20 protein-coding genes are annotated in these 23,899 nt (G+C 59.7%); 9 read left to right on the forward strand and 11 right to left on the reverse strand.

The features are described from left to right. Positions 1-6 precede the first annotated feature (6 nt). Together P775_RS08190 and P775_RS08195 are read right to left on the reverse strand one after the other, a co-directional pair. Positions 7-858: an alpha/beta fold hydrolase gene (locus P775_RS08190; RefSeq protein WP_099910523.1), complete on the reverse strand. Its 852-nt coding sequence runs from the start codon at positions 856-858 to the stop codon at positions 7-9. A gap of 92 nt (positions 859-950) precedes the next feature. Further along, positions 951-2,321 (reverse strand): M20/M25/M40 family metallo-hydrolase, encoded by a 1,371-nt coding sequence (locus tag P775_RS08195; protein ID WP_099910524.1) that lies wholly within the window; start codon positions 2,319-2,321, stop codon positions 951-953. A gap of 405 nt (positions 2,322-2,726) precedes the next feature. Here P775_RS08195 and hemA point away from each other — a divergent pair, with 405 nt between their 5' ends. From hemA to ispG, 3 genes are all read left to right on the forward strand, one after another. Continuing rightward, the gene (hemA, locus tag P775_RS08200; protein WP_099910525.1) at positions 2,727-3,950 is read left to right on the forward strand and encodes a 5-aminolevulinate synthase; all 1,224 of its coding nucleotides are present in this window, start codon (positions 2,727-2,729) and stop codon (positions 3,948-3,950) included. 153 nt (positions 3,951-4,103) lie between these two features. Beyond that, entirely contained in the window at positions 4,104-5,312 is a 1,209-nt protein-coding gene (locus P775_RS08205) for a helix-turn-helix domain-containing protein (RefSeq protein WP_425439895.1), read from the forward strand. 104 nt (positions 5,313-5,416) lie between these two features. Next, on the forward strand, positions 5,417-6,550 hold the full coding sequence (ispG, locus tag P775_RS08210) for a flavodoxin-dependent (E)-4-hydroxy-3-methylbut-2-enyl-diphosphate synthase (protein WP_099910527.1): 1,134 nt from the start codon (positions 5,417-5,419) through the stop codon (positions 6,548-6,550). A 72-nt stretch (positions 6,551-6,622) separates the two neighbouring features. On the opposite strand, the gene P775_RS08215 is transcribed toward ispG, so the two are convergent. From P775_RS08215 to P775_RS08225, 3 genes are all read right to left on the reverse strand, one after another. Further along, positions 6,623-7,396 carry a transglutaminase-like domain-containing protein gene (locus P775_RS08215; protein ID WP_099910528.1) on the reverse strand — a complete coding sequence of 258 codons (774 nt, stop codon included), beginning with the start codon at positions 7,394-7,396 and terminating at the stop codon, positions 6,623-6,625. A 173-nt stretch (positions 7,397-7,569) separates the two neighbouring features. After that, positions 7,570-8,322 carry a DsbA family protein gene (locus tag P775_RS08220; protein WP_099910529.1) on the reverse strand — a complete coding sequence of 251 codons (753 nt, stop codon included), beginning with the start codon at positions 8,320-8,322 and terminating at the stop codon, positions 7,570-7,572. 26 nt (positions 8,323-8,348) lie between these two features. Then, positions 8,349-9,668: a M48 family metalloprotease gene (locus P775_RS08225; protein ID WP_099910530.1), complete on the reverse strand. Its 1,320-nt coding sequence runs from the start codon at positions 9,666-9,668 to the stop codon at positions 8,349-8,351. Between the two features lie 126 nt (positions 9,669-9,794). Between P775_RS08225 and P775_RS08230 the strand changes: the two genes are divergently transcribed. The 3 genes from P775_RS08230 (at position 9,795) to P775_RS08240 (ending at position 14,984) form a co-directional block, all read left to right on the forward strand. Beyond that, entirely contained in the window at positions 9,795-10,940 is a 1,146-nt protein-coding gene (locus P775_RS08230; protein ID WP_099910531.1) for a pyridoxal phosphate-dependent aminotransferase, read from the forward strand. 138 nt (positions 10,941-11,078) lie between these two features. After that, positions 11,079-12,281 (forward strand): N-acetylmuramoyl-L-alanine amidase, encoded by a 1,203-nt coding sequence (locus P775_RS08235; protein WP_099910660.1) that lies wholly within the window; start codon positions 11,079-11,081, stop codon positions 12,279-12,281. A 150-nt stretch (positions 12,282-12,431) separates the two neighbouring features. Further along, the gene (locus tag P775_RS08240) at positions 12,432-14,984 is read left to right on the forward strand and encodes a penicillin-binding protein 1A (RefSeq protein WP_099910532.1); all 2,553 of its coding nucleotides are present in this window, start codon (positions 12,432-12,434) and stop codon (positions 14,982-14,984) included. On the opposite strand, the gene P775_RS08245 is transcribed toward P775_RS08240, so the two are convergent. Then, the gene (locus P775_RS08245) at positions 14,981-15,790 is read right to left on the reverse strand and encodes an aminoglycoside phosphotransferase family protein (RefSeq protein WP_180287374.1); all 810 of its coding nucleotides are present in this window, start codon (positions 15,788-15,790) and stop codon (positions 14,981-14,983) included. The genes P775_RS08240 and P775_RS08245 overlap by 4 nt on opposite strands. Positions 15,791-15,889: 99 nt before the next feature. On the opposite strand from P775_RS08245, the gene prfB reads away from it, so the two are divergent. Continuing rightward, entirely contained in the window at positions 15,890-17,014 is a 1,125-nt protein-coding gene (prfB, locus tag P775_RS08250; protein WP_099910534.1) for a peptide chain release factor 2, read from the forward strand. A gap of 55 nt (positions 17,015-17,069) precedes the next feature. Here the strand turns inward: prfB and P775_RS08255 are convergent, their stop codons facing one another. Then, the gene (locus tag P775_RS08255) at positions 17,070-17,888 is read right to left on the reverse strand and encodes a helix-turn-helix domain-containing protein (RefSeq protein ID WP_245875609.1); all 819 of its coding nucleotides are present in this window, start codon (positions 17,886-17,888) and stop codon (positions 17,070-17,072) included. Between the two features lie 228 nt (positions 17,889-18,116). Here P775_RS08255 and P775_RS08260 point away from each other — a divergent pair, with 228 nt between their 5' ends. Further along, complete coding sequence (locus P775_RS08260; protein WP_099910535.1) at positions 18,117-18,467, forward strand: hypothetical protein; 351 nt, start codon at positions 18,117-18,119, stop codon at positions 18,465-18,467. 231 nt (positions 18,468-18,698) lie between these two features. Here P775_RS08260 and ilvN read toward each other — a convergent pair whose 3' ends face one another. The 3 genes from ilvN to P775_RS08275 form a co-directional block, all read right to left on the reverse strand. Continuing rightward, positions 18,699-19,259 (reverse strand): acetolactate synthase small subunit, encoded by a 561-nt coding sequence (gene ilvN, locus P775_RS08265; RefSeq protein ID WP_099910536.1) that lies wholly within the window; start codon positions 19,257-19,259, stop codon positions 18,699-18,701. A 96-nt stretch (positions 19,260-19,355) separates the two neighbouring features. Next, the gene (locus P775_RS08270) at positions 19,356-21,110 is read right to left on the reverse strand and encodes an acetolactate synthase 3 large subunit (RefSeq protein WP_099910537.1); all 1,755 of its coding nucleotides are present in this window, start codon (positions 21,108-21,110) and stop codon (positions 19,356-19,358) included. Between the two features lie 414 nt (positions 21,111-21,524). Continuing rightward, positions 21,525-21,911: a cupin domain-containing protein gene (locus P775_RS08275; protein ID WP_099910538.1), complete on the reverse strand. Its 387-nt coding sequence runs from the start codon at positions 21,909-21,911 to the stop codon at positions 21,525-21,527. A 180-nt stretch (positions 21,912-22,091) separates the two neighbouring features. On the opposite strand from P775_RS08275, the gene P775_RS08280 reads away from it, so the two are divergent. Continuing rightward, positions 22,092-23,297 carry a DegT/DnrJ/EryC1/StrS family aminotransferase gene (locus P775_RS08280; RefSeq protein WP_099910539.1) on the forward strand — a complete coding sequence of 402 codons (1,206 nt, stop codon included), beginning with the start codon at positions 22,092-22,094 and terminating at the stop codon, positions 23,295-23,297. On the opposite strand, the gene P775_RS08285 is transcribed toward P775_RS08280, so the two are convergent. Then, complete coding sequence (locus P775_RS08285) at positions 23,273-23,740, reverse strand: CreA family protein (protein ID WP_180287375.1); 468 nt, start codon at positions 23,738-23,740, stop codon at positions 23,273-23,275. The two genes, P775_RS08280 and P775_RS08285, sit on opposite strands and share 25 nt — an antisense overlap. Positions 23,741-23,899: the final 159 nt, after the last annotated feature.

Consider the following 23,899-nt stretch of genomic DNA (forward strand, 5'->3'; position numbering starts at 1 on the left):
GTGTCGTCAAACTGAGGACAGAAAAACACGCAAGGCGCCCGCAGTTTCCAGCGGGGACTGGTCGGGAAAGAAATGCCCGCCGGGAATCGCTGCATGGCGCATGTCGGCCAACCGCTCCGCCCAGGTGGCAGGCACATCCATCGCCCGCGCCATGGCGCCGTCCTGACCATAGAGCACCAGCGCGGGGCAGCTGACCCTGCGGGCCAGATCGGTGGCATCCTCGGCGAAATCCACATCAATCGCGGCGCGGTAATCGTTGCACATGGCGCGGATGCTATCGGGATCCCGCCATGCCTTGCGATAGGCGTCCAGAAGGTCGGCATCAAAATCCGAAAGCTGCGCCTTGCCGAAGCCCAGCAGGCAGCGTTCGAAATAGGCATCCGGATCGTGGCCGATCATGGTTTCGGGAAAGGGAGCGGGCTGGGCGAGGAAGAACCAGTGATAATAGGCGCGCGCCACCGAGGTCGAGAGCGTCGCCAGCAGGTGATGGGTCGGCACGATATCCATCAGCGTCAGGCTGTGCAGCGCCTCTGGCCTGTCCAGTGCCATCCTGTGGGCGGTGCGCGCACCCCGATCATGGCCAACCAGATGAAAGCGTTCAACGCCAAGCTGTTGCATGAGCATATTCATGTCAGAACCCATATTGCGAAAGCTCATGTCCGTCATGTCTGCCGGTTTGGAGCTCTCGCCGTAGCCGCGCAGATCTGCGCAGACGACGGTGAAATCTCGCGCCAGATCCTGTGCGATGGGCCCCCACATGGCGCGGGTCTGTGGAAATCCGTGCAGCAGGAGCACCGCGGGGCCGTCTCCGCGGATGTCACAGGCTATGACCTGGCCGTTGACGTGCAGTTGCTGCATGGTCTTTCCCTTCAAAGGGCAATCGCAGAAGGACTGTCCTGCGCGAGGAGAATGCCGGACGGCCCCTGACAGAGCCGCCCGGCAGATGTGCTTTAGCTGATCGCGTCGAGCACGCGCGCCCAAGAGCGGATGCCCTTGTGAAAGCTTTCCACATCATACTTTTCGTTCGGGCTGTGGATCTGGTCGTCATCCTTGCCAAATCCGATCAGCATGGCGTCGGTGCCGAGGATCTTTTTGAAATGCCCGGCGATGGGGATCGACCCGCCGCAGCCCACATAGGCAGCTGTCTCTGGCCATTCGTCGGAAAGCGCTTTGCGCGCGGATTCGAAAGCCGGGTGTTCGATGGACATGGTGGAGGCACCCGAATTGCCGTGCCCGCGGAAATCGGCGGTGCAGTCGGCGGGCAGCTGTGCAGTGACCCAGGCGCGAAAGCTTTCGCGGATGGCATGCGGGTCCTGTTCGCCGACCAAGCGGAAGCTGATCTTGGCGCTGGCCTTGGAGGGCAGCACGGTCTTGAACCCTTCGCCGGTATAGCCGCCCTTGATGCCGTTGACCTCGCAGGTGGGGCGCGACCAGATCATCTCAAGCGGGGTACGGTCCTGTTCACCGGCGGGCTGGGACAGGCCCACGTCGCCGAGGAAGCTGGCGTAGTCAAAGCCGAGTTCCTGCCACTGTTCGGCCATTTCGGGCGAAAGTTCCGGCACACCGTCATAAAAGCCGGGGATGGTCACACGGCCGGTTTCGTCATGTAGCCCTGCGATGATGCGCGACAGCACGCGGATCGGGTTCATCGCCACACCGCCGTACATGCCCGAATGCAGATCCTTGGTCGCGCCGGTGATGGTCAGCTCTTCGCCCAGAAGGCCGCGCAGCATGGTGACAATGGCGGGGGTCTTGGATTGGAACAGGCCGGTGTCGCAGATCAGCGCGATGTCGGATTTCAGCTCTTCGGCGTTTTCCTGCATGAAGGGGACGAGCGAGGGCGAGCCGGATTCCTCTTCGCCCTCGAAAAAGAAGGTGATCTTGCAGGGCAGGGAGCCGTTGACTGCCTTCCAGGCGCGGCAGGCTTCGACAAAGGTCATAAGCTGGCCCTTGTCATCCGAAGACCCACGGCCCCGGATCACGCGGCCCTTGGCGGTGTCTTCGATCTGCGGATCAAAGGGGGCACGGTCCCAGAGTTCCAGCGGATCGACGGGCTGCACATCGTAATGGCCGTAAAATAGCACATGCGGGCCGGGAGCGTCGATATGGCCAACGACCATGGGATGACCGGGTGTAGGCCGCTTGGTCGCGTCGATACCAAGTGACTGAAGGTCTGCCACCAGCCAGTCGGCGGCGGTCTGGCAGTCGGCCTTGTAAGCCGGGTCGGTCGAGATGGACGGGATGCGCAGTAGGTCGATAAGCCGGTCGGTAGCGGCGGCAAGATCGTCGTCGATGCGGCTGAGCACGGCGTCGAGGGTCATGGGCGAAACTCCTTCATCTGGGTTTGCGCTGACGGTATCAGTCCGGTGTCTGGTGTCCAGAGCGAGCGGAAGTGTGCGCCTGACAGAAAGCTTCGTTCAGAGGTCCGTGTGATGACGCTATTGTGAAAACCATTCGGAACCAAAGTCTTGGGGGTTGATCCGAGCCAATTTTAGGTAAAGAGCACGCTGCATGCCCACTTTGGTCTTGTGGCATCGGGTGTCAAAGGCCGATATTCCTGTCCTCCAACTGCCAGAGCTTTGACTCAGATCAAGGCTGCGACACCAGGTCATCAGGTAGGGCGGTTGTCATGAGCGGATGGAGACTATATCCATTCACGAAGCTGAATACAGGTCCGATGCAGGGGGTAGGACTCTCTGGGCGGGCCAAGCCTAAGGAGCTGCCTGGTGGATTACACCGCGAAACTTGATCAAGCGCTGGACCAACTGCATCAGGAAGGCCGTTACCGTACGTTTATCGATATCGAGCGCAAGCAGGGCCATTTTCCGCATGCGACCTGGCGCAAACCCGACGGATCACACGCGGCGATCACCGTCTGGTGCGGCAACGACTATCTGGGCATGGGCCAGCATCCCGTGGTGCTGAAAGCCATGCACGATGCCATTGATGCAACCGGCGCCGGATCGGGAGGCACACGCAACATCAGCGGCACCACGACCTATCACAAGCGTCTTGAAGCCGAGCTGGCGGATCTGCACGGCAAAGAAGCGGCGCTGCTGTTCAATTCGGCCTATGTGGCCAACGATGCGACGCTGTCCACCCTGCCCAAGCTGTTTCCGGGGCTGATCATCTATTCCGACGCGCTGAACCACGCCAGCATGATCGAAGGTGTGCGCCGAAACGGCGGGGCCAAGCGGATCTTTCGCCATAACGACGTTAAGCATTTGCGCGAACTGATGGCCGCAGATGATCCTGCCGCGCCCAAGCTGATCGCTTTCGAATCGATCTATTCGATGGATGGGGATTTCGGTCCGATCAAAGCAATCTGCGATCTTGCAGACGAATTTAACGCGCTGACCTATCTGGATGAAGTCCACGCCGTTGGCATGTATGGCCCGCGCGGGGCCGGTGTGGCAGAGCGGGACCGACTGATGCACCGTCTCGACATCATCAATGGCACACTTGCAAAGGCCTTTGGGGTCGTCGGGGGCTATATCGCCGCAAGCTACAAGATGTGTGATGCGGTGCGCTCCTATGCGCCAGGGTTCATCTTCAGCAGCTCCCTGCCGCCTGCCATCGCCGCCGCCGCCGCCGCGAGCGTTGCGCATCTCAAGCGCGACACTGCGCTGCGTGAAAAGCATCAAACTCAGGCCAAGATCCTGAAAACACGTCTTAAAGCCATGGGTTTGCCGCTGATAGATCACGGCAGCCACATCGTGCCAGTGATCGTGGGGGACCCCAAACACACCAAGATTCTGAGCGACATGCTTCTCGACAGCTATGGTATCTACGTCCAGCCCATCAATTTTCCTACGGTTCCCCGCGGGACGGAACGCCTGCGTTTTACCCCATCACCGGTGCATGGCCCTGCCGAGATGGACAAGCTTGTGCGCGCCATGGACGCCTTGTGGTCGCATTGTGCGCTAAATCGCGCCGAATTGAGTGCGTGATGCCAACTGCCGTATAATTGTGTTTAATATGTGTTAACTTTCTGTGGATAAGAATACGACACGAATCGTATCTTAATTTGTCGCACTGGCAGGCACGGGACGTGTGATGGTGGAAATAGGGCAGTCGGAATGATCGGGCGCAAACAATCGCGCATGGCAGTTGAAGAGGAGTCAAAGCCACGCAGCTTTGACGACTTTGTTCTGCGTCTTGGTGACGTAATGCGTGGCGAACGCGCCACCATGGGTAAAAGCCTGCTTGATGTGCAGCGGGAACTGCGTATCAAAGCCAGTTACATTGCTGCGATTGAAAACTGTGACCCAACCGCTTTTGATACCCCAGGGTTCATCGCAGGATATGTGCGTTCCTATGCGCGGTATCTGGACATGGATCCGGACGAAACTTTCAGCCTCTTTTGCGCGGAAAGCGGCTTTGCGACCGCACATGGCATGTCCGAAAAGGCGAGTGTCCTCAAAAAACGCGATGACATCGCCCAGGTGAGCAGACTGCCTGCGCGCGATCCCTTCTCGCATCCGTCGATGCCTTTTACGCCGGGCGGTGATTCTTTTTTATCGCGCATCGAACCAGGTGCAGTCGGCTCGACTTTGGTTTTGCTGCTGTTGATTGGCGGCATCGGCTTTGGTGGCTGGTCCGTGTTGAAGGAAGTTCAGCGCGTACAGCTTGCGCCGATCGAACAGACTCCGATCGTTCTGTCTGATCTGGATCCGCTGGATACAGCAACTTCTGCCACGTCCATCGAAGTTGCTGACGCGGCCGGGGTGTTCAGTCCTCCGAGCAATGAGGCGATGGATCGCCTCTATCGTCCGCAAGCGCTGGATGTGCCGGTGCTCGTGGCGCGTGATGCCCCGATCTCGACGCTTGATCCCCGCAGCGTCGGTGCGTTTGCAAGTGCCGCGACCTCTGATCTCGAGAAGGTTCAGACCGCCGCACCGGATGCTGCGGGCGCGATCGAAACCGCCTTGGCACAGGCATTGGAGCCGCCCGCTTCGCCACAGGTGCTCGAAGCTTCGGCTCCGGGTGTTACCATGATCGCGGTGCGTCCGGCCTGGGTGCGCGTGCGGGCCCCGGATGGAAGCGTGATCTTTGAGGGCATCATGAATGCCGGCGACACCTATCCTGTGCCACAGACTCAGGACGCGGCAACAGTGCGTGTCGGTGAGGCTGGCGCGGTATACTTCGCGATAAAGGGACAGACCTATGGCCCTGCAGGGGGCGATGGTCTGGTGAAGACCTTGGCCCTGGCGGCGGATCAGCTCACGGCCTCTTACAGCGTTGCAACGATCGATTCAGATCGTGACCTTGCCCGTGTCGTGGCACAGCTGAACGCGCCCGTGTCAGAGTGATCATATCCTGTGTCGAAGGTTGATAACGACGCCTTCCAACGCTAGCTATAGGGACGGGGTCAACATCTGACCCCACAAGTTTCATGCAGGCGAGGGAGCCTTCGATGAGCCTCAACCACATCCGTCCGTGGCGCAACATCTATCGCCGCAAATCACGCCAGATCATGGTGGGCAACGTACCGGTCGGGGGGGATGCGCCGATCACGGTACAGACCATGACAAATACGCTCACCACAGATATCAAGGCCACCATCGCGCAGGTTCTGCGTTCTGCAGAGGCCGGTGCAGATATCGTACGGATCTCTGTGCCGGATCAGGCTTCGGCCAAGGCGCTCAAGGAAATCGTGCGCGAAAGTCCGGTGCCGATCGTTGCCGATATCCATTTCCACTATAAACGTGGGATCGAGGCGGCTGAGGCTGGCGCGGCCTGTCTGCGTATCAATCCGGGAAATATCGGCAGCAAGGAGCGAGTGCGCGACGTCATCCAAGCCGCACGCGATCACGGCTGTTCCATGCGCATCGGCGTCAACGCTGGTAGCTTGGAAAAACATCTTCTGGAAAAATACGGTGAACCTTGCCCGGATGCGATGGTCGAAAGCGGTCTGGAACACATCCGTATCCTGCAGGATAACGATTTCCACGAATTCAAGATCAGCTGCAAGGCATCGGATGTCTTCATGGCCGCTGCCGCCTATCAGCAGCTGTCAGAGGCGACAGATGCGCCCATCCATCTTGGCATCACCGAGGCTGGTGGGCTGACCTCTGGAACGATCAAATCCGCCATCGGCCTAGGCAATCTTTTGTGGATGGGCATCGGTGACACGATCCGCGTCAGCCTGTCCGCTGATCCGGTGGAAGAGGTCAAGGTCGGATTCGAGATTCTGAAGTCCCTTGGCTTGCGCCACCGAGGCGTGAATATCATTTCTTGCCCAAGCTGCGCGCGTCAAGGTTTTGATGTGATCAAGACGGTCGAAGCCCTAGAACAACGGCTTGAACACATCAAGACTCCGATGAGCCTGTCGATCATCGGCTGTGTGGTGAACGGCCCCGGAGAGGCGCTGATGACCGATGTCGGTTTCACCGGCGGCGGTAATGGGGCCGGTATGGTCTATCTGGCCGGAAAGCAAAGCCACAAGATGTCCAACGAACAGATGGTTGATCACATCGTCGAAGAGGTCGAGAAGAAGGCCGCGAGTCTTGAAGCACAGGCGGCGGCCGAAAGCCAAGCCGCAGAATAGCGTCTTCATCTGCCTAGAAATATCCTCGGGGAGCGCGAGGGGCAGACAGCCCCTCGTTTCTGCCTTCTCAGATCACGCCGCTGTCACCATGACATTCTGACGGCGCAGTTCGGTTCGACCATAGGTTGTCAGAAACGCGATATCCGTGGCATCACGTCCGACGCAGATCCGCGCCATATCCTCTGGTTTGGCCATGCCGGTCGGGTCCACCAGATGCCAGGCCCCTTCCAGCCAGACCTCGACCACTGCGTGAAAATCCTGAGGTTCCACACCCAGCGCGTAGACGCTTACGATGCGCGCCGGGATCGTTCCAGCGCGCGCCAGCGTGATGAGCATATGCGCGAAATCGCGACAAACTCCCTGACGCAGCACAAATGTTTCCAGCGCCGAAGTTTCCGCGTCCGAGGTCCCCGGAACATAGGCGAAGAAGGTGTTCACAAAGGTGTTCATCGCGGCCAGTTTGGCGCCCCCCTGCAGCGTGCCGAATTCAGCATTCACAAAGGCAAGGAACTTGTCTGATGGGCAGTAGCGCGACGGAAACAGGTATTTGACCACCTCAGGAGGCAGGTCATGGGGAAGGTCAGCTTTCAGTTCCGCGATATTTTCGGTCTTGCGCTTGATCTTGATCTCTGCGGCATAGTGCCAGGTCAGTGCGCTGGTCTCCTGCACCCAGAGCCGTTCGCCGATATCCTCTTCAGCTGGGGTGGTGCGAGGGGTGCGGGTCTGTGTGGTCAGTAAGCCGGAGACCAGGGTCTGGTCAGGCATGTCTGCGGCGTAGATCTGTGCCAGGCAATCGGTTGGACCGAAGAGGGCATAGTCCAGCGTCACGTCGATCTTGAGGTTCATGGTCTCTCCGGAGCAAGTCAGGTCTATGATGAGGTTTGGTCTGGGCGCACAAGATAAGGCAGCGCCGCTTTGGCGCTGCCTTATCTTGCTCTTCTGAGCGAATGCAAGGGGTGGGGTATAGGTTCCCGAGTGCCCTTGCTGGCGTTGCAAAATGTCAGATGGCTGACAGGGTCTCAGCCCTCGGAACGTTCCTTGGCGACGATCTGCTCCATCGTGTCCAGCGGAACGTAGCCGCGCACAAGTTCGGTTCCCATGACGAAGGTGGGGGTGCCGTTGATTTTCAGATTCTGCGCAAGCGCACGGGTTTCGCTGATCTGACGCTCGATCTCGGGATCGTCCATCCTGGCGAGAACTGCATCAGCATCCAGTCCCAGCGTGTCGGCCAGACGGCGCAGCACCGGTTCACTCATGTCCGAGGTCATGGTGATCAGAGTGTCATAGGCGGATTTGTAAGCCTCATCCCCTGCAACAAGGCGCACGGCCAGGGCAAAGCGTGTCGAGATCATCGAGGCTTCGCCCAAGATCGGGAACTCCTTGACGATAAACTTGATATTGCCATCCGAGCTGATCAGCTCGGCCACTTCATCATGTGCCTTGCGGCAATAGCCACAGCGGTAGTCCATGAATTCGACCACGGTGATATCCCCGTCGGGATTGCCGCCGACCCAGGAATAGCCGTCCTCAAAAATCTGCGTGGCGTTGTCCGTCAGCAACTGGTCATCGCCTGCGGCCTCCGCCTCGGCCTTGCGTTTTTCGGCGACATCGACGGCCTCGAAGATCACCTCTGGATTGTCGAGCAGATAAGCGCGGACTTCTGCGCGGAAGGCTTCGCGCTCTGCGTCTGACATGGCCGAGACGTCAAAGGCCGAGGCCGGGGCGGAGAGGCCAACGGCAAGTGCGGCGGCGGCAGTGAGGGTCTTGATCATCAGAGGTCTCCCGAAAACAATTAGGGTCAGCGCCGTTGCGCCTGCTTGGCTGCATCTAGCACATCCAGCGCCCGTTGCCACGGGGCAGAGCCGCGCGGCAGCTGATCCACCGCGCGTTTGGCATGAATCCCCGCATCTGCCAATCGGCCTTGCAGGGCATAGCGTTCCGCCGTCACGACCGAGGCCATGCCGGGCTGTTCGGTCTTGGCATAAGCCACGGCGAGATCGCGCAGGATTCGCGCATCGCGCCAGTCCCGGCCACGGGCCTGCTCTAGCACGGTCAGCGCCTCTTGATACTCGCCCGCCGCCAACAGTGCCCGGCCCAGGCCGCCGAGAATGAGGGCGTTGTTCGGAGCGAGTGCGACGGCCTGCCGATAGCTCTGGACCGCCGGACCGGCCTTGCGGGATTCCAGCAGGATTTCCGCCTTGAGATCGATCAGAAAGGGATCGCGTGGGCGCAGGGCAATCGCGCTGTCGATCGCCTTCAGCGCGCGGGGCAGGTCGCTTTGCTGGTGATAGGCGGCGGCCTCGCTCATAAGGGCGATGTCACGGGTAGGGCTTTCAGAAGTGCGTCGCAGCGTCCATTTCGGGTTGCGGATAAAGGCCGACAGTTTGCCCTGCACCCGGGCGAACCAGTAGGCAGCCTCCGGGTCATCGGGCAGGGGTTTTGCGTAGGCTGTGACAAAGCCTTCCATTGCCCGCATCCGGTCGCGGGTCAGCGGGTGGCTGAGCATGTAAGGATCCTGACGGCCAACCGACAGCGCCTCTTGTCCCCGAAATAAGTCGAACACCTCGACCGCGCCTTGAGGGTCAACGCCAGCGCGCACCATGGTGCGGACCGAGCTTTGATCGGCCGAGGCTTCTTCTGCGCGGGAATGCGCGAGGTAGTTGCGCATGATCGAGGATTGCGCACCAAAGGCGATGCCCATCCCTGCTTCGCCTTGGCCCGAGAGCACGGCTGCCGCTGCCAGAGCCATGCCGATCCCGACAGCGGTATTGGCGTTGCGCAGGTTTCCGGCACGGCTGCTGATGTGACCATTGGCAATATGCGCGGCCTCATGTGCGATCACGGCCTGCAGCATGCGCGCACTTGTCAGTTTCAGGATCATGCCGGAATTGATAAAGATGTTCTGGCTGTCGATGATGAAAGCGTTCAGTGAGGGGTCATCCACCACCAGCACGCGCACCTGTGCCGGGGACAGGCCTGCGGCACGGATGATCGGGTCAGCAATCTGGGTGAGGCCATATTCGATGTCCGCATCCCGCAGCAGGGATATCGCCCGTGCCGGGCTGCCCGCAATCAGCGCAAGCCCAAAGGCAAGAACCAGAAATCGGAGTTGCAACATTGACCCTGCGCCCTGTTCGTTTTCTAACCGCCCGTATACCGGACCCTGACCAACCGCCTGTACGCCGGACGAATTCCGACCTGTGTCTACGCGAAGATGGTTAACACGTAATCTAGGGAGAGCGAGATGAGAAACTCAAACCGCGGGGCTGTTGATCCCTTTATCGTGATGGATGTGATGGAGGCTGCCCGCGCCGCCGAGGATGCCGGGCGTCACATCATCCACATGGAAGTTGGTCAGCCGGGCACTCCGGCGCCCGTTGCAGCGCGCGAGGCCCTGGCCAAGGCGATGGAGACGGACGCGCTGGGGTATACGGTGGCTTTGGGGTTGCCCGCGCTGCGTCAGCGGATCGCGCAGCTTTATGGCGAATGGTATAATGTGGACCTTGATCCGGCGCGGGTTGTGGTCACGCCGGGGTCGTCTGGGGGCTTTATCCTTGCCTTTACCGCGTTGTTCGATGCGGGGGAGCGGGTGGCACTGGGGGCGCCGGGCTATCCGTCCTACCGCCAGATCCTGAAGGCGCTGGATCTGGTCCCGGTCGAGGTGCAGACCGCAGCAGAGAATCGCCTGCAGCCGGTGCCGTCTGATCTGGCCGGGCTGGATTATCAGGGGCTTATGGTCGCCTCGCCCGCCAATCCCACGGGCACGATGCTGGACAAGGATGCGCTTGGTGCACTGATCGGGGCCTGTCAGGAGCGCGGGGCGGCGTTTCTGTCGGACGAGATCTATCACGGCATCGAATATGAACGGCGCGCGGTCACTGCGCTTGAGATCAGCGACGATGTCTGCGTGATCAACTCGTTCTCGAAGTATTTCAGCATGACGGGCTGGCGCGTCGGTTGGCTGGTGGTGCCGCCCGCGCAGGTGCGCCAGTTCGAGCGGCTGGCCCAGAACATGTTCATCTGCGCGCCCCACGCGGCGCAGGTGGCGGCGCTGGCGGCGATGGATGCGGGGGAGGAACTGACCGGCAATATGGTCGTCTATGCCGAGAACCGCCGTCTGATGCTGGAAGGTCTGCCAAAGGCCGGGTTTGACCGGATCGCACCACCCGATGGCGCGTTTTACGTCTATGCGGATGTGAGCCATATCTCCGATGACAGCCGCGCCTTTGCCGCCGAAATTCTGGACAAGGCCGGGGTCGCGGTGACGCCGGGGCTGGATTTCGATCCGGTGCGTGGGGGTGGGACCTTGCGATTTTCCTATGCGCGCAGCACTGCGGATATTGTCGAGGGATTGGAGCGTCTTGCGGCCTTCATGGTGGCGCGGGGCTGATCGCTCAAGAAAGGGTTATTGGCAGCAAGGTCGGAATTTTGCTTATTCGGAAAGAGAGGCAGCATGTGGACGGCAGATCACGCACGACCGCCTGAAGGGGTGCCGATCAGATTTCTGGCTGTCCGGTGTTTGCTTGGCATGGTTGCTCTCTGGATCGGGCTTTGCGCTGGCAGCTTGCAAGCGCAGGATCAGGCGGGGGCGACAAAATTTCTGGGCGGTTCGGTGCGCGATACCTGGGGCGGCGCCGAGCTGCGGCTGGAGTTGAGCCACGGCGTGCCTTGGCGGGTTTTTACCCTGACCGCGCCGGACCGGATTGTGGTGGATTTCGGCGCGGTGGATTGGCAGGGTGCCGATCCAGAGAGCCTGCGCCGGGGTGACAGGATCAGCGCCCTGCGGTTTGGTGGCTTTCGCCTGGGCATGTCGCGACTGGTGGCCGTGCTGGACAGGCCGATGGCGGTAGAGAAGGCCGGGCTGAGCGTGAACACGGACAACGTGAACGGGGGCGGCGCGGCTGAGCTTGTCCTGAGTCTGGGCAACGTGGATCGCGCCGCCTTTGATGCAAGTGCCGGTGCACCGCAGGATCCGCGCTGGGATTTGCCCCCTGCCGCCGCAGTACGCGCCGCCCCGAAGGGGCCGGGGCCGGTCGTGGTGATGATCGATCCGGGCCATGGCGGGATTGATCCGGGCGCCGAGGCGGATGGTGTCAACGAAGCCGGACTTGTTCTGGCCTTTGCGCAAGAGTTGCGCGAGGTGCTGCTGCGCGCCGGTGGCTTTGAGGTGGTGATGACGCGTGATGCCGATACCTTCGTCTCACTCGAAGGGCGGGTGGCGCTGGCGCATGCGGCGGGTGCGGATGTCTTTATCTCGCTGCATGCGGATTCCATTGACGAAGGGATTGCGCGGGGAGCGGCGATTTACACGCTGGCGGAAAAGGCATCGGATGCGGCTTCTGCCGCTTTGGCCGAACGGCATGACCGCGATGATTTGCTCGCTGGGATCGATCTGAATGGGTCGGATGACCGGGTTGCGCGGGTGCTGATGGATCTTGCCCGTCTGGACAATGCGCCGCGCAGTCGGGCCCTGGCAGCGGATCTGCTGGCCGGGATTCGCAGTAATCTGGGCGAGGTGCATAAGCGCCCGCTGCGGCAGGCCGGGTTTTCCGTGCTCAAGGCGGCGGATATCCCGTCTGTGCTGATTGAACTGGGATTTTTGTCGACCGCGGGCGAATTGCGAAACCTTCAGGATTCGGCCTGGAGGGAGAGAATGTCGGCGGGGATCCGGGATGGTTTGCAGAGCTGGGTGCAGGAAGATGCGGCACTGGCGGGGTTGCGCAGACAATAGGACCGCCTGACAGAGAGTAGTGTGTGCGACACGCAGGGTCTGTAACGGGCAGATTCACACCAGCGCTCTGCCGCGCACACGCGAGGATGTGTTTTGACGGCGCCCCCCATGCGGTATAGTGGAACGCGCAAAGCCTAGGGGGGCCGCGTCATGACCCGATTCATCCTGTCGTTCTTTGGAACGATTTTCAGCCTGATCACCTTGGGCGCCCTGATGATTGCGCTGACCATCGGCGCGGTCTTCTGGATGTATGGCCGCGACCTTCCCAGCCATGAAAGTCTGGCGCAGTATACCCCGCCCACGATCAGCCGGATCTACTCGACTGAAGGCAAGATCATCGACGAATTTGCCAAGGAACGCCGCCTTTTTACCCCGGCTAATGAGATTCCGGATCTGGTCAAGCAAGCTTTTATAAGTGCTGAGGACAAGAACTTCTATCAGCATTCGGGTTATGACGTGCGTGGCATCGCCGCTGCAGCCTTTGAAGCCGTGCGCACACGGGGCCGCGATGTGCGCGGTGCATCGACGATCACTCAGCAGGTGATGAAGAACTTCCTGTTGGGCGGTGACCGGCGGGCCGAACGCAAGATCAAGGAAATCATCCTTGCCTCGCGGATCGAAGAAACGATGAGCAAGGAAAAGATCCTTGAACTTTATCTGAACGAGATCTTTCTGGGCCAGAATTCCTATGGTGTTTCGGCTGCCGCTCAGACGTACTTCAACAAATCGCTGATGGAACTTGCCCCGCACGAGGCGGCCTTTCTCGCCTCTCTTCCCAAGGCGCCGTCGGATTATCATCCCGTGCGCCGCAAGGAACGTCTGCTGGAACGCCGCAACTTTGTTCTGCGCGAGATGCATGAAAATGGCTATCTGACAGATGACGTGTTTGAGAGTGAGGTCGCCCAGCCGTTGCGGTCGGTGCAGAACGGCGATTTTGCGCCGTTCCAGGAAAGCCTGCCGCCGCGCGACTACTTTACCGATGAAATCCGCCGCGAGTTGAGCCGTGAGCGCGGCGAGGAAGATTTCTTTACCGGCGGATATTCCGTGCGCGCCACGCTCGACCCCGAGATGCAGGTCGAGGCTGCAAAGGCGCTGCGCGCTGCGCTTGAGGAATATGACCGCTCGCAAGGCGTCTGGCGCGGGTCGGGCAAGACCATTCCGCAGGATCAGCTGGGATCAGAGGCCTCCTGGCGCGAGGCGCTGGCCAATGTCCGGATTTCCCGCGATGTTGACCTGCAGGGCACCTGGTATCCCGCCGTTGTGCTTGAGGTCGGAGCCAGCGAGGCCCGTATCGGCATCGAGGGTGTGGACGAGGATGAAGACGGTCATTGGATTGCGGCCAAGGATGTCCAATGGGCCCGCAAACGGCTGAAGGACGGAAAGCTCGCGGCGCGCGCCAAGGTGGCGGGTGATCTGGTTGCCGTCGGCGATGTGGTGCTGGTGCGGCGCATGACATCGGATGCGGATGGATCCTTTATCCGCTGGACGCTGCGCCAGATCCCCGAAGTCGAAGGCGGCTTCATGGCTATGGATGTGAACACCGGGCGGGTGATCGCGATGCAGGGTGGTTTCAGCTATCAGCATTCGGTGTTCAACCGCACCACCCAGGCCAATCGTCAGCCGGGCTCAAGCTTTAAGCCGTTTGTCTATGCTGCTGCACTGGACAGTGGCTATACGCCCGCGACGGTCGTCATCGACGCACCGATTGAGGTCGATACGCCGCAGGGTGTCTGGCGGCCCAAAAACTCGTCGAACACCTATTACGGCCCGACGCCGATGCGCACCGGGATTGAACAGTCGCGCAACCTGATGACCGTGCGTCTGGCGCAGGAGGTCGGGATGGACACGGTTGCGCGCTATGCGGAAAAATTCGGCGTCTACGATCACATGGGCAGAGTGCTGGCCAATTCGCTGGGGTCCGAGGAAACCACGATCTACAAGATGGTTGCAGCCTATGCGATGTTTGCCAATGGCGGAGAGCGGGTCGAGCCGACGCTGATCGACCGGGTGCAAGACCGCTATGGCAATACTGTCTACCGCCACGACAAGCGCGATTGCGTCAATTGTGATGATCCCAATATCGCGCCCAACAGCAGCCCGCGCATTGTGTCCAACCGCGAACGCGTGATGGACCCTGTGACCGCCTATCAGCTGACCTCGATGCTGCAGGGCGTTGTGCAGCGTGGCACGGCGTCCAGCGTGATAAACCTGCCGGTGCCGATCGCGGGCAAGACCGGAACCACCAACGATGCCAAGGACGTCTGGTTCGTGGGCTTTTCCAGCAACATCGTGGCCGGGTGCTATATCGGCTTTGACCAGCCACGAACGCTGGGCGCGCATGCCTATGGTGGCACGATGTGCGGTCCGGTGTTTCAGCAGTTCATGGAAAAAGCGATCGCCAAATACGGCGGGGGCAAGTTCACCGTGCCCGAGCAATGCCAGTTCATCAACATCGACCGCTTTACTGGCGCGCGGCTTCCTGATGGGGCCAGCGGTGACAATGTCGTGGCCGAATGTTTCCGCCGGGGCGAACTGCCGATCTTTGGCATCCAGTTTGATGGCGGTTTCGCCATGGGCGGCAATTTCGACATCATTCAGCCGGACGGCAGGACGTCACGCAATGTGACCACCTCGTCTGGGGGAACCGGGATTGTCGGACCAAAAGCCAGCTTTGGATCGATGAGTTCAGGCGGTCTGTACTAAGGGCACAATTCAAGGCAGGCGCGCATCCTTTGCATGTCGCGCCTGTCCGCGGCTGAGGACAGAGTGCCGCGCCAGACAATCGACAATGCGGTTTTGATGGCCGTCCAGAAGGCAAGGTCTGTCGGCGGAATGTCCAAGGTGGTTGCAAAAAACGCCAGCCGCTCTGCCAGGGCAGTCCCGCAAACGGGTGCGGTGGCAGAGGGATGGCGCAGTGCATTCGCCAGTTCGTAGGGTTTTGGGCCAATCACACCCTTTGCGTCGATCGCCTTTGGTCCTGCGGTGGTGATGACGATATTGCCATGATGCAGATCGCCGTGAAGTGGTTGCTGGTCGAGGGCGTGAGCCAGGGCTCTTTGGCCGCGGCCCACGACTTCGACAAGGCAACTGCGGTTGTCTGAGGGCGCGAGCCGGGCCAGCCTGTCCAGTGCGTCTGCGAGCCAGTCGGACAGAGGTGGCAAAATGACTTTGGGCCTGGGAGCGGCAAGGAGATCCAGCGCAAGCCATGCCAGCCTTTGATCTGCAGATCTTAACGACATTCCAGAGAGATCCGAAAGCGGCGGGCCGTCCAGCCATTGCGTCAGAAGTGCATCAGTTTCGACGGCCAGGACCTTGCTTACCCCGCGGGTTGCCAGAGCGCGCAAGTAGGGTGCTGCGCCGATTTCGTTTCCGGCATGTCCGCGAGGATAGATCTTCAGCGCGGCGATGTTCCCTGTGGGCTGTGCGACCTTGTAAACCGAAGCGGTCGCGCCACTGCTCGCCTCTGCCAGCAGGCGCAGAGACCAGTCTTTCAGCCGGTTCTCAAGCATCTCATGCATTCCTGCCGCTTTCTGTGATGGGGCATCCCTTGTTATGCGTTCACAGCCTTGATATCAGGCAGATCACGGAAAGTCAGGCAGGATACATAGATGCGCGCGGATCTCCAGAACTCAGTCGACAAGATCGAGAAATCGCTCGACCTGCTGCGTCAGCGGCTGGACTGGGAGACCGCGCCACACCGGCTTGAAGAATTCAACGCCATGGTCGAGAATCCCAACCTTTGGAATGATCCCGAGGCGGCGCAGAATCTGATGCGCGACAGGCAGATGCTGGTCGATGCGATCGAAACCTATACCTCGATCAAGCAGGACCTCGCGGACAACCTCGAACTCATCGAACTGGGCGAGATGGAAGACGACGCCGAGGTTGTGGCCGAGGCTGAAGGCGCACTGAAAAAGCTGGAAGAAAAGGCGCGGGTCAAGGAGCTTGAGGCGCTGCTGGATGGCGAGGCGGATTTCAACGACACCTTCCTCGAGATCAACGCGGGTGCCGGCGGCACCGAGAGCTGTGATTGGGCCAACATGCTGGCGCGGATGTATGTCCGCTGGGCCGAGAAAAAGGGCTACAAGGTCGAATTGCAGTCGGAAAGTGCGGGCGAAGAGGTGGGCATCAAATCCGCTGCCTACAAGATTTCCGGCCCCAATGCCTATGGCTGGCTGAAGTCCGAATCCGGCGTGCACCGGCTGGTGCGCATTTCGCCCTATGACTCGGCGGCTAAGCGGCACACCTCATTCAGTTCGATCTGGGTTTATCCTGTGGTGGATGACAATATCGAGATCGAGGTGAATGCGAATGATATCCGTATCGACACCTACCGGTCGTCGGGCGCGGGCGGTCAGCACGTGAACACCACCGACTCGGCTGTGCGCATCACCCACCATCCCACGGGCATCGTTGTGACCAGTTCGGAAAAATCCCAGCACCAGAACCGCGACATCGCCATGAAGGCGCTGAAATCGCGTCTGTATCAGATGGAACTGGACCGCCGGAACGCCGATATCAACGCGGCACACGAGGCCAAGGGGGACGCGGGCTGGGGCAACCAGATCCGGTCTTACGTGTTGCAGCCCTATCAGATGGTCAAGGATCTGCGCACGCAGCACGAAACTTCGGATACCAAGGGTGTGCTGGACGGGGATCTTGACCCGTTCATGGCGGCGACGCTGGCGTTGAACGTATCTGGCAAGTCACGCGCGGATGCACAGCGCGATTGATGGCTACGGACCCCGGCAGATGCTGGGGTCCATACCGCCGTTGCCCTGAAAGGGGTCAGCTGAAAGGTTCGCCAACCCGAAGTTGGGTGCGGTGGAACGGAATGAGCTGGTTTTCAGTACAGAAACCTGCACTGCGGGCAGCGGACATCACCGCCTTGCGGTCCGACCCGAGATATTCATAGACCAGCCGGGTGGCGCGGCGGCCCGTCATGCTTTCAAGTACGGTGCGCGCTGTATAGCCAACCCAGAAATTGTTCTGGAACGATGATACCCGCGCGAGATAGTTGAACGAGGTGGTCAGCGAATTGCGACGGCTGACCAAGGCGGCAATGCCGCCTTCCTGTGGCAACAGAAAACCGCGAAATTCGCGGGTGCGTGGGTCTGTGGTCAGGCCCTGAGCGCGCATCGCCTCCTTTGCCTCGAACCCGCGAATGAAGGTAAACTCATCTTTGCGGAACACGTAGACAAGCCCCTGCACAAACCGTTCTTCGTCCGTGAAGCTGCGACGGGTGAACCGGTAGAACCCTGATGGAAAGAGTTCCTTTTCGAGAGTGATCGTTCCGGCGCCGATGAAGTCTGCCAGAACCGGATGGTGCAGGAGATCCCTGCGCACAGAATCAATCTGATCAACCGGTTCCAGCAGAATACGGGCATCGACATCAAAAAAACTGCAGATGCGGTGCAGCACATCTGGACGGGGAAAGCTTTCGCCCGCCAGGTAGCGATTGAACTGGGTTCGGTTGATTCCTAGCTCGCGGCAGAGTGCGGATATCGAAACGGCGTTTCGCGTAAGAGAGCGCAGATTGGCACCAAACATATTGCGCAGATCAGAGGGGCTGGGAGATTGGCCGCGGGTCGGGTGGTCGGATGTCATTACGCGTTTCTTCTTTTAGTTGTATTTTGGGTCCGTAGAGTCAGTCCAAAGAATGGGTTGCTACAAAAAATTTTACAATATGACGCCAAGTAGCGTCTATCTGATGCGTACTAGCTTCGATCTTTATTGCAAAAGATACAAATTACAAGCCGGAGACGCTGCAATAAGCGTGTCCGTACGTGTCGAATTGCCCGAATGTGAAAGAAATGCAAAGAAAGGGTTTCAGATATGTCCGGTACGCACATGTATGGGGTCGTTCTTTGGATCAATCCGATCGGAAAGAAAGCGGTGATATGGTGTGAGGATCACGGCAAGCTTGCGTTCTATTCCAGCGAGGATCAGAGCGCGATGGACGGCATGTATCTGGACGCGGGCGATCTGATCCAATTTGACATGAAGGAGGAAAGTGACATGCGTCTCGCACACAATCCTCAGCTTGTCAGGCAGTCGCAATTTGTTGGGATCGCACAGAGTTTGTCTCATCGGGGCGGACCTGTCGTGGAAAAAGAGCGGTGCGATCCGCGATCAAATGTCATTCCGCTCAAGCGTGATCTGAAGGCGCACAAGCTGGCGGTGTGATCTTGGTCTTGGGACGCTGCGAGGTGCCATAAGATTCGGGGTGGCCGCTCGGAGCGGTATCGCTACAACCTAAAATAGCTGTTTCGATAAGGTCTTCTGAACTGGAACGCCCTCACGGGTTACTCCCTGGGCTTATGGGTTGCTGCCATCTATAAGCCCAAGGGTCATTGTCTCTTTTTCACATTCCATGGCACTCAAAGCCAATGTCCTGCGTGAGGGAACGGAGATGTTTCAGAGTCCTCTGGCCAGAGCGGCCACGCCGGTGCGGGCAATCTCACTCAACCCAAGCGGACGCATGAGATCGGCAAAGGCATCGACCTTTTCCGGCGTGCCGGTGATCTGGAAGACAAAGCTTTCAAGCGTGCTGTCCACCACCTGGGCTCGGAAGATATCCGCAAGGCGCAGTGCTTCGACCCGCTTGTCATTGGTCCCGGAGACCTTGAGAAGCGCCAGTTCACGCTCGACCGAGCCACCTTCTGCGGTGAGGTCATGGACTTCGTGTACCGGGACGATGCGGCCCAGCTGTGCCTTGATCTGTTCAATCACCTGAGGGGTGCCGGTGGTGACGATGGTGATGCGGCTCAGGCGGCCCTGATGGTCGACTTCGGCCACAGTCAGGCTGTCGATGTTGTAACCGCGCCCCGAGAACAGGCCGATGACACGGGCAAGGACGCCGGGTTCGTTTTCGACGAGAACGGCAATGGTGTGGGTTTCTTCAACATCGGAAAAGGTGGAGCGCAGATTGTAGGCCGAATGCTTGGTCGAGCCTTTTTTGATTTGTAGAGCGGACATGACGTGTTCCTTTGGCTGGATCGGTCTTTGGAGCGGGGTGCCAAGACTTTTCAAAAAGTCTTGGCAAAAGTTTTGACGAAAACTTTTGGGTGATGGTTACACCATCACCGCACCTTTCGATCCGATGGCATCCTTGGTTTTGGCCTCACCGAGCAGCATCTTGTTGTGCGGCTCGCCCGACGGGATCATGGGGAAGCAGTTTTCGTGCTTTTCCACGAGGCAATCAAAGATGACCGGGCCGTCATGATTGAGCATTTCCATGATCGCATCGTCCAGATCCGCCGGATCGCTGCACAGGATGCCTTTGGCACCGAAGGCCTCGGCCAGTTTCACGAAGTCGGGCAGGCTTTGTGACCAGCTTTGCGAATAGCGCTGCCCGTGCAGCAATTCCTGCCACTGGCGCACCATGCCAAGGCGTTCGTTGTTCAGGATAAACTGCTTGACCGGCAGGTTGAACTGCATCGCAGTGCCCATCTCTTGCATGTTCATCAGCCAGGACGCTTCGCCAGCCACGTTGATCACCAGCGCGTCGGGGTGGGCGACCTGTGCGCCGATGGAGGCGGGAAAGCCATAGCCCATTGTCCCAAGACCACCAGAGGTCATCCAGCGGTTGGGATCCTCGAATCCGAGGTATTGCGCCGCCCACATCTGGTGCTGGCCCACCTCGGTGGTGATGTAGCGGTCGCGATCCTTGGTCAGGGCTTCAAGCCGGGACAGGGCATATTGGGGGCGAATCGCGCCATCGTTCGGTTTGAACTTCAGGCAGTCGACCTTTTGCCATTCGGTGATGCGCGCCCACCATTTCTGCAGGCCCTCACGGTTGACCTTGCTGCCACGTGCCTTCCAGACTTTGAGCACATCTTCGAGCACATGGGCGATGTCGCCGATGATCGGGATGTCGACACGGATCACCTTGTTGATCGACGACGGATCGATGTCGATATGTGCCTTGCGCGACTTGGGGCTGAACGCGTCAAGACGGCCGGTGATGCGGTCATCAAACCGCGCCCCGATGTTGATCATGAGGTCACAGCCGTGCATGGCGAGGTTGGCCTCGTACAGCCCGTGCATGCCCAGCATCCCAAGCCAGTGCTTGCCTGAGGCGGGATAGGCACCAAGGCCCATCAGCGTGGAGGTGATCGGAAAGCCTGTCGCCTCGACCAGTTCGCGCAGCAGCTTTGATGCGCCGGGACCCGAGTTGATCACGCCGCCACCGGTATAGAGCACCGGGCGTTCTGCGTTTTCGATCGCCTCGACCAGCGTGGTAATCATCTCCATGTCACCCTTGACCTGCGGCTGATAGTGGCCTGTGGGCGCTTTCTGCTTGGGCTGATACTCGGCTGAGGCAAACTGGACATCCTTGGGGATGTCGACCAGCACCGGGCCGGGACGCCCGGCCATGGCGACATGAAAGGCCTGATGGATGGTCGCAGACAGCTTGGCCGTGTCCTTGACCAGCCAGTTGTGTTTCGTGCAGGGGCGGGTGATGCCGACGGTGTCCGCCTCCTGAAACGCATCAGAGCCAATCATAAAGGTCGGGACCTGTCCGGTGAGGACCACGAGCGGGATCGAATCCATCAGCGCATCCGTGAGGCCAGTGACGGCATTTGTCGCACCGGGACCAGAAGTCACAAGCACGACGCCGGGTTTGCCGGTCGAGCGGGCATAGCCCTCGGCTGCATGAACGGCGGCCTGTTCGTGGCGGACAAGGATGTGCTGGATGTCGTTTTGCTGAAAGAGCTCATCGTAAATGGGTAGCACAGCGCCACCGGGGTATCCGAATACCGTGTCCACACCCTGATCCCTCAGGGCCTGTATCACCATTCTCGCTCCGGTCATCTGACGTGTCATCGCTTTGCTCCGTTTACGACGTCTATCTGGGTCATTGCCTGGGGATGTCGCGGATCCTGTAGGCAAGTTGTGCGCACAAAAAAGCCCCCGTGGGGTTCGGGGGCGCATGGGGTACCTTTTGGGTGTCCGTTACCGGCCCATGCGCTTGGTTCCTACAATTACGACTAGCATGATCACCGGTCGGGACTCCCTTGGTTGCGAGCGGACATTATGGCGGGGGCGCGGGGGCGTCAACCGTCATGTCCTGAAAAAGATTGCCTTTGGGTGCTTTTTTCTTTGCGTTTGTTGTTCTGGATCGGGTTTTTAAGATATTTTCGGTAATTTGATCTCTGAATTCCCGTTTTGGTTGTGTAAATTCTGTGTTGTGACGTGAAAAAGGGCCGCCCGTTAGGGGCGGCCCTGTGCATATTCGGATCAGTCTTCGGCGGGGTCTGCGTCTGCTTCGGACTTGGTGTCATGTTCTGTGCCCGGCGCGTGTTCGGGCGGGCCGTAGGTGGTATAGAGCTTGAGCGGACCCGAACCGGTGTTCTTGAAATTGTGGAACTTGCCTGAGGGGACAATGCTCAGGTCGCCTTCCTTGATGTCATATTCGGTCTCTCCGATCTTGGCCTTGCCGCTGCCTGTCACGAACCACAGCAACTGGTCGTGACCTTTGTGCACTTCGCCGCCAATCTCGCCGCCTTCGGGGATGGACATCAGGACAAGCTGCGTTTTGTCGCCGGTCCAGATGGTGTCGCGGAACTTTTCATTGTCCCGGGCCATCTGGGCCACGGGCAGGGTGAGTGTCTGTGTCTCGGACATGATTTCCTCCGTTCATGGTGTTGTGAGGATAACGCTGGGCCGAGGCTGCCGGTTCCTGTTCTGTGCAATATGGAACGGTCCAATTGTCGAACCGAAGCGTTGATTTTTCGAAAATGCTGCGGACCGGATTGACGGGGCCCGCGGCAGGGGCACAGTACGCGCCATGAGGAAGGGTTGCGCATGACAGAGATCTTCACCGGCAGTTTCACCCAGCAGGAGCCTATCCCAGAAGAGGGGATTGCGGCAGCACTTGAGGTTTTGCGCCATGGGCGGCTGCACCGCTACAACACCGCGCCGGGTGAGGTCAGTCACACGGCACTGCTGGAAGAGGAATTCGCCGACCTGACCGGGGCGCGGTTCTGCCTTGCCGTGGCGTCGGGCGGCTATGCCATGTCCACCGCCTTGCGGGCTGTTGGGGTCGGGTCGGGGGACAAGGTTTTGTCGAACGCCTTTACGCTCGCGCCGGTGCCGGGGGCGATCGCGTCGGTTGGGGCGGTACCAGTGTTTGTCGGTGTCACCGAGGATTTGACCATTGATCTTAAGGATTTAGAGGCGAAGCTCGGGCAGGCCAAGGTGCTGCTGCTGAGCCATATGCGCGGGCATATCTGCGACATGGACCGGCTGATGACGATCTGTGATGCGGCGGGTCTGACAGTCATTGAGGATTGCGCGCATACGATGGGCGCGGCCTGGAACGGTCTACCCTCGGGGCGGCATGGCGTTGTGGGCTGTTATTCCTGCCAGACCTACAAGCATGTGAATTCCGGCGAGGGTGGATTTCTGGTCACGGATGACGAGAATGTTGCCGCAAGGTCGGTGATCTTGTCGGGATCCTATATGCTGTATGAACGGCATCGTGCGGCGCCGGGGCCAGAGGTGTTTGAGAGGGTGAAGTATGTCACGCCCAATATCTCGGGCAGGATGGACAATCTGAGGGCGAGCATCCTGCGGCCTCAGCTGCGCCTGCTGGCGGAGCAGGTGGGGCGGTGGAACGCGCGGTATCTTGTGGTCGAACAGGGGCTGCAAGGCACCCCCGGTCTGCGTCTGACCACACGGCCAGAGGCCGAGCGTTATGTGGGAAGTTCCCTGCAATTTCTGCTACTTGACTGGCCTCTGGCCAAGGTCAAAGAGGTGCTGAGGCGCTGCGCGGGACGAGGGGTCGAGCTGAAATGGTTCGGTGCAGCTGAACCGGTCGCTTTTACCTCTCGATACGATTCGTGGCGCTATGCGCCAAGTGAGGCGATGCCCGCAACAGACCGTATCCTGGCCGGGCTGGTCGACATGCGGCTGCCGCTGACCTTTAGTCCGGATGACTGTGCGCAAATTGCGCGGATCATCCGGGCCGAGGTCAGCGCCGTCCATCAGTCAGACGCGCCGGAGTTGTAAAGCGGGACCGTGGACATCGACATCTTGGCCGAGCCGTCGGTCAGTTCGGCCGCATGGGCAAGGTAGATCAGCGTCTGGTTCTTTTTATCAAAGATCCGCTTTATCCTCAATGACTTGAAGATGATGGAGCGGGAGGTTCTGAACACGTCCTCACCATCCTCGCTGCGGTCGATATCCCCGATGGAAATCGGTCCGGTCTGCCTGCAGGAAATGGAGGCGTTGGAAGGGTCTTCGAACCAGTTCCCCTTTGACAGACGGTCGATCACCGAGCGGTCGAAATAGGCAATGTGACAGGTCACACCTTCGACCTCTGGATCGGCAATCGCCTCTATCAGGATGTCGTTGCCGACCCAGTCGACGCCGATCTTTCCGACCTCATCGGCGTGGACGGTGACGGGCAGGCACATGGCCAAGGTGAGTGCGGCGAGACTGGGCAGGCGCATGGCGATCTCCGGAAAAAATGGGGCTGGAAGCCGTATGGATTGCGTATGGAAACCGTATGGCTGCGATATTGCGTGCGCAAGACAAGAGCACAGCAAGACCGCAGGCGGAGCTGCGGCAAATCTGCCTGTCCCTGCCTGCGGTCTATGGATCGTGGCGCT

Source organism: Puniceibacterium antarcticum (genome assembly GCF_002760615.1).
GTDB lineage: Bacteria > Pseudomonadota > Alphaproteobacteria > Rhodobacterales > Rhodobacteraceae > Puniceibacterium > Puniceibacterium antarcticum.